At 40.7% G+C, this 5,551-nt stretch carries 6 protein-coding genes and 2 pseudogenes; 6 read left to right on the top strand and 2 right to left on the bottom strand.

Features of this window, described 5'->3' with window-relative positions:
* Positions 1-524: 524 nt before the first annotated feature.
* The gene (locus tag KV201_RS22230) at positions 525-920 is read right to left on the bottom strand and encodes a helix-turn-helix domain-containing protein (protein ID WP_140906971.1); all 396 of its coding nucleotides are present in this window, start codon (positions 918-920) and stop codon (positions 525-527) included.
* A 148-nt stretch (positions 921-1,068) separates the two neighbouring features.
* Between KV201_RS22230 and KV201_RS22225 the strand changes: the two genes are divergently transcribed.
* From KV201_RS22225 to ccmD, 6 genes and pseudogenes are all read left to right on the top strand, one after another.
* Entirely contained in the window at positions 1,069-1,689 is a 621-nt protein-coding gene (locus KV201_RS22225; protein WP_014611602.1) for a glutathione S-transferase family protein, read from the top strand.
* Between the two features lie 37 nt (positions 1,690-1,726).
* Positions 1,727-1,846 (top strand): annotated as a pseudogene (locus KV201_RS22220) (IS5/IS1182 family transposase); the annotation flags it as partial.
* A 367-nt stretch (positions 1,847-2,213) separates the two neighbouring features.
* A complete protein-coding gene (locus tag KV201_RS22215) occupies positions 2,214-2,606 on the top strand; it encodes a SirB2 family protein (protein WP_014611601.1) in 393 nt (130 codons plus the stop codon).
* A gap of 28 nt (positions 2,607-2,634) precedes the next feature.
* Entirely contained in the window at positions 2,635-3,426 is a 792-nt protein-coding gene (locus KV201_RS22210; protein WP_014611600.1) for an inner membrane protein YpjD, read from the top strand.
* A gap of 118 nt (positions 3,427-3,544) precedes the next feature.
* Complete coding sequence (locus KV201_RS22205; protein ID WP_014611599.1) at positions 3,545-4,291, top strand: heme ABC transporter permease; 747 nt, start codon at positions 3,545-3,547, stop codon at positions 4,289-4,291.
* Positions 4,291-4,485, top strand: coding sequence for a heme exporter protein CcmD (gene ccmD, locus KV201_RS22200; RefSeq protein WP_140906973.1), 195 nt, complete (start codon positions 4,291-4,293; stop codon positions 4,483-4,485). The genes KV201_RS22205 and ccmD overlap by 1 nt, the downstream gene beginning before the upstream one ends.
* A gap of 616 nt (positions 4,486-5,101) precedes the next feature.
* Here the strand turns inward: ccmD and KV201_RS22195 are convergent.
* A pseudogene (locus KV201_RS22195) lies at positions 5,102-5,440 on the bottom strand (ISAs1 family transposase); the annotation flags it as partial.
* Between the last annotated feature and the right edge of the window lie 111 nt (positions 5,441-5,551).

Here is a 5,551-nt window from a genome sequence, read left to right as displayed (position 1 = left end):
GTGATGAACAAAGTCATAGGACTGGGTATGCCTATTCGCCAGAGGGTCAATTAATACCAGGAACCCTTTTAGGAAAAGGCATACCTAAGATTGATTTAGGCAACAACGCCATGTTTCACTCTTAATCATAAAAACAGAAATTAGAGCAAAGTATTACTTAACAGCTTTAAATCTTTAGCGTTCCAAAATAGCCATGAGTACAGTCTAAACTTTTTACTAAAGGGCCAAATTCAGTGTACTACTACAGGTATGCATGGAATAATCATTTTGCACATGGATATGGGGATTGGAATTCCTCAGTCGTTAACATGCAGTTAGGTTAATAAGAAACGTCTCTAAATAACAACTGCCAATCAGGTAGACATTTCAGGTATAGATCGAATGCCTACCACCTCTAGTGCAAAGATTATCTTTGAAATGAATACCTTTTGTAATCAAGAGACTAGCAATATCAACAAGCCATTGCCCTGTCATCCCCTTTTTAGCCCATCAAACTCCGATATCACGTATAAAAATCATACAGATCAAACACTTTGTATTTTGGCAAAGGTGCTGATAATTGTTGCCCTATCCATATTGAGTATCGGAATGACGTCAGTCGGGATTGCTTTTGCATGGTAATCACTGCTAAAAACCACCAGTTCGATAAGGGTGGGGACTAATTTAAAGGCCAATTCTGTCGGTGTGTAAATAAATTGCTTGGCGTTGGATGGGTCTTTCTGTTTTTTTAAAAAACCATTGTTTTCTAAGCTTTTCAAGCGATCAGCAAGAATGTTAGTAGAGATATTCTCTTTGGCGGCTTTAAAGTCCTTAAAATATTGAGCACCACAGAAAACCGCATCTCTAATAACTAACAGTGACCATTTATCCCCTAAGAGGTCTAGTGCCAAGCTAATAGGGCACACAGAACGATGTTTCATAGCTGTGACTTCGTTGCGATAGACGATTCAGGAAATGCTACCTTCATCACTTTCTTAACGCAAGTAATCTGGATAATAACCAGTCAATCACTTGCATAATGCAAGTAAAAGTTAATAACTTATCATCATGGATTAGCGAGGGAATTTTATGATAACGATTCATCATTTAGGCGTTTCACAATCAGACCGTATCGTGTGGTTGATGGAGGAACTCGGCCTGCCTTACAACATCAAGTTTTATCAGCGTAAAGTAGAAGACAACACCGCGCCAGATGAATACTTAGCGCTTCATCCTGCTGCCACATCACCTATCATCGAAGATGGTGAACTGACGCTGTGTGAGTCGAATGCAATTGTCGAATATCTTTGCCACAAATATGGTAACGGTCGTTTGGTAATCCCTCATACCGATGAAAACTATGCTGATTACCTGTATTGGATGCAATTTAACAGTAATACCTTGACAGTATTTATGGCTGAGTTGGCTCTTAAGGAGTCGGAGACTCTCAATAGTGCTGTGCAAAAAATTTTGTTGAGGCGACGTGAAGGCTACTATCAACACATCAATAATCACTTGAGTAAAAACCAATATTTAGCTGGAAACAGCTTTAGTTGCGCCGATATTATGTCGGTATTTGCGCTGACAACGCTGCCATTGTTTGGTGGTAGAACGGTTGACGATTTGCCACATGTGAAACGCTATTTAGCCGATATTTGCGCTAGACCTGCTTATATCAAGGCGATGAAAATCGCATGGCCTAACATTTAGTAAGGTCGCCCAATCATTGGTGATGGTTTAGGGAAAAGTCGGTGGACGCTTGAGTATGAGAACTTACAATGCCCAAGTAAGTGAAACTTACGCCATGCTCAAAGCGTTGAACGCGCTAACAGGGTTAGGTATGCCTGAAACTCAATATGTTGTTTGATATTTGTTCATATTGGAGAGCTTTATTTGCCGATCTAAATGAGGAAACAAAGCCCCAATATGGTTTCACTGGTGTTTACGTTAATGTGGTTATCGATGTATTGCTGAGCAACATTTGAATAGCAAAGATCAACAGACCCTAGTAATCCTGCAGCAAGAATGAGAATGCTTGCTGCCGTAGATCAGATTATCCACCTAGCTGAAGTGAGCGACATCTCACAGCAAATTAAATTGCTAGCAATATAATAGCCTAAAATCTAATTGTGCGTTATTGCTGTATTCTGTCCGTCAGTGATGTGAGGTTAAGCGGCCGACGACACCATGTCATCATCCACTGAAAAATTGATAGATAAACAAGGATAAGAGAAATGGTTTTCTATTACACCCTGATAAAAAATCTACACATTATGTTGGCCTTAGTCAGCGTGGCGCTGTTTACCTATCGTTGGTTGAGTTCATTTTGTGCAAGTGCAGGAATGCAGTCTAAGTTTTTGAAAGTATTACCCCATCTTAACGATACCTTACTGCTGTTGACGGGTGTCGTACTGATAGCAATATTAAAAATGAATGTAGTCGAACAGAGTTGGTTAATAGCTAAATTAATAGCTTTAGTGGTTTACATTGGCCTTGGCGTGTTGGCGATTAAGTGCCAACACCGAGGTCAAAAACTACTTGCGGGGATCGCTGCATTATTGGTGTTCGGCTACATTGTCGGCGCGTCAATGTCGCATGCTGCATGGTTTTGCCCATTTTTAATTTAATGGCAGTTGGCTGATAGGATTGCACACTATGCTTGGTTGTTTCGTTTTGACAATGATTTTTTATGTAATTGCACTGATAGTCGTGTCAAGACGGCTATTTCGCGTTGGTGGTCCTAATCGTCCCCTTGCCACTGCTGCGGGAGCTATAGCGGTGGTGTTACACGCTGTGGTGTTGTCCCAGGCGATATTTACCCCTGAAGGACAAAATTTTAGTGTGAGTAATGTGTTTTCATTAGTGAATTGGTTAATTGCACTCACGTTTACTGTGCTAATTTTTCGATTGAAAGTGATGGTAGTGGCGACTGTGGTGTATGGCTGCGCTATCGTTTCTGTGGGCTTGATGTGGCTCATTCCTTCATCTTATATTGGCCATTTTAACGCGCACCCTGCTGTGCTGGCACATGTGATTTTATCTTTGATGGCCTTTAGTACCTTAATGATAGCGGCGCTGTATGCGATACAATTATGGGTCATCTTGAATAAATTGAAGACCAAACAACTAATCAAAACGCCATCGATGCCACCTTTACTGACGTTAGAGAAGCAGCTTTATCAGTTAGTGATCATGGGCTTTATCTTGCTGAGCTTGTCGATCGGCACAGGCTTTATTTCTCTCAATAACATCTTTGTCGGCGGCATGGGCCATAAAATGGTGTTGTCTATTTTAGCGTGGTTGGTGTATGTGGTTATGTTGTGGCAGCAGTATTCTAAAGGCTGCAAAATTCGTACAGCAGTGATTTATACCATAAGCGGGGCAGGGTTGATATTCCTCGCTTACTTTGCAGCGCGAATCGTTAATGAATTAATTCTTATTGGTTAATTGTTGACTGTTCCGGATTGATTTGAGTAGACACTTGTTGAGTTGCTAGCTTAAGCAGAACGTTTTATTTATCCAGCGCCAATGATACTTGGCGTATTTTTCACAGTGAGTAGTGATTATGTTGAAATGGCTTCATCCTTACGCCGAGCCTGAGCGTGCGTATCAAGTAGCTGTAAAGTTACAGTTTTGGTTTATCGGCCTTGCACTGGCGTTAGTCGCCGTAGGTACCACATGGGGATTGATATTTGCACCCACCGATTATCAACAAGGTGACAGTTACCGTATTATTTTTGTGCATGTCCCTTCAGCCTCAATGTCGATGGTGGCATATATGGGCATGGCTTGCGCAGCATTTATTGGCTTAGTATGGAAAGTTAAAGTGGCTGATTGGGCCGTAGCGTCAATTGCGCCTGTCGGTGCGGTTTTAACCTTGATAGCCCTTGTAACAGGCGCAACTTGGGGTAAACCTATGTGGGGAACATGGTGGGTGTGGGATGCTCGTTTAACTTCGGAATTAGTCTTACTGTTCCTGTATCTTGGGGTGATTTCGTTATATGCCTCATTTGAAGATAAGGTATTAGCCGCTCGGGCTGCGGGGATTTTGGCAATAGTGGGCGTAATAAACATTCCTATTATCAAATATTCTGTCGATTGGTGGAGTTCATTACATCAGCCTTCGACGATTAAGATTACTGAAAAATCGGCGATGCCATCTGAAATGCTTATTCCCTTATTGCTAAATATCTTTGGCTTTGGGGTATTAATTATCGCTATTTCAACCATTAGATTTAAAGCGGAAGTGCTGGCGCGAAATAGTATGCGTCCGTGGGTACGTGAACTAGCGAAAGCTCAAGGAATAAAATAATGCAATTTGAATCATTTAGTGAATTTTTGAATATGGGCGGCTACGGCTTTTATGTGTGGTTTGCATATAGCGTCACATTTTTTTGTCTTGGCACGTTAGTGATAGTGAGCGCTAAAGGTCAAGCTAATGTACTGACAAAAATAGCCGTTAAGATAGCGCGTGAAGAACGCCTAAAAGAAACTCGAGAGATTTAATCATTAATTTCAAATGTGAAAAATGACTCACATTTACAGTGATGGTCTTCAGAATAGTGGCCGCTTGTACTTCATTGTTGCTCGATGTGCTTACTCGAACTTGGATCTGTTTTATACCCCCGAGTGAGAAGATTCACTGCAAAACGATACTTGCGCTAAGCCTGAAGTTGGATTTTCCGTTTTAAAACATTAATTTACAGTTTCGCGTTATCAATTAGTCTCGTCAGAAACTTGTGAACCCACTGTCCAAGGTTTATGGGCTATGTATATTGATATCGTTTCAGTTAAATCGATTTCTTACTGCACCAACAAGGCTATTGACCACAGAGTTTTTGAAATTATTAGAATAGTAATATTCATTGGTTAGTAATAGAGAGTTTTATGGCATTTGAGCAATCATTTTTATCTAGTTTTACGGTTAAATACTGGGTGCAAGAAATAATATACAAAATTTTTTAAATGTAACGCCTTACTTAAGAGTATCTTGTAACAATGAAAATCAATACTAATTTTGATATTGGTAATAAACTGAGAATTGCTAGGGTAAATAAAGGGTTATCATTGGATAACGTCGCGGGGAAAATAGGTTTAAGTAACAGGGCAACCGCATGAATGTTTAAAATTCGCCCAACTGCAACCCTGCTAATAGAACCGATTCTAGATATTCAGGTTTCATCCAAGCTCTTTTCTGTTTCGCCGGAATGCTTCCCTTAGAAGGTTCTGCCCTAAGCATATTGAGTGATATTTGCCTAAGCATGGCCCAATTTTCTGCCCCATGATGTTGGTAAATCTGGCAACTATCTTCTTTCATTGAGACATCTAGCACCCAGTGTAAGCTGTTTTCAATACCCCAATGGCCACGAACTGAATCGGCTAACTGTTGCTCATCGAGTGTGGCTGAACTGATATAGTAACGGTAGGTCAGCTCTGCTTCTTTCCCTTTTGTATGCCGATAAGGCTTTGTTTCCTAAATCGATTCAGCGAGCAAAGCTCCTCATAATCGTTTGAATATTAAACTACACGGTAAGTTTCAGGCATGCCTAGCCCAGTGAGTTTGTTCAACGCC

Origin of the sequence: Shewanella sp. SR1 (genome assembly GCF_020447145.1) — a bacterium.
Lineage (GTDB): Bacteria > Pseudomonadota > Gammaproteobacteria > Enterobacterales > Shewanellaceae > Shewanella > Shewanella baltica.
This window is presented reverse-complemented; position numbering and strand designations above follow the sequence as displayed.

Coding starts and splice junctions, on each gene's coding strand:
- ccmD (WP_140906973.1), top strand. CDS start 4,291: ATGCAATTTGAATCATTTAGTGAATTTTTGAATATGGGCGGCTACGGC.
- KV201_RS22230 (WP_140906971.1), bottom strand. CDS start 920: ATGAAACATCGTTCTGTGTGCCCTATTAGCTTGGCACTAGACCTCTTA.
- KV201_RS22225 (WP_014611602.1), top strand. CDS start 1,069: ATGATAACGATTCATCATTTAGGCGTTTCACAATCAGACCGTATCGTG.
- KV201_RS22205 (WP_014611599.1), top strand. CDS start 3,545: ATGTTGAAATGGCTTCATCCTTACGCCGAGCCTGAGCGTGCGTATCAA.
- KV201_RS22215 (WP_014611601.1), top strand. CDS start 2,214: ATGGTTTTCTATTACACCCTGATAAAAAATCTACACATTATGTTGGCC.
- KV201_RS22210 (WP_014611600.1), top strand. CDS start 2,635: ATGCTTGGTTGTTTCGTTTTGACAATGATTTTTTATGTAATTGCACTG.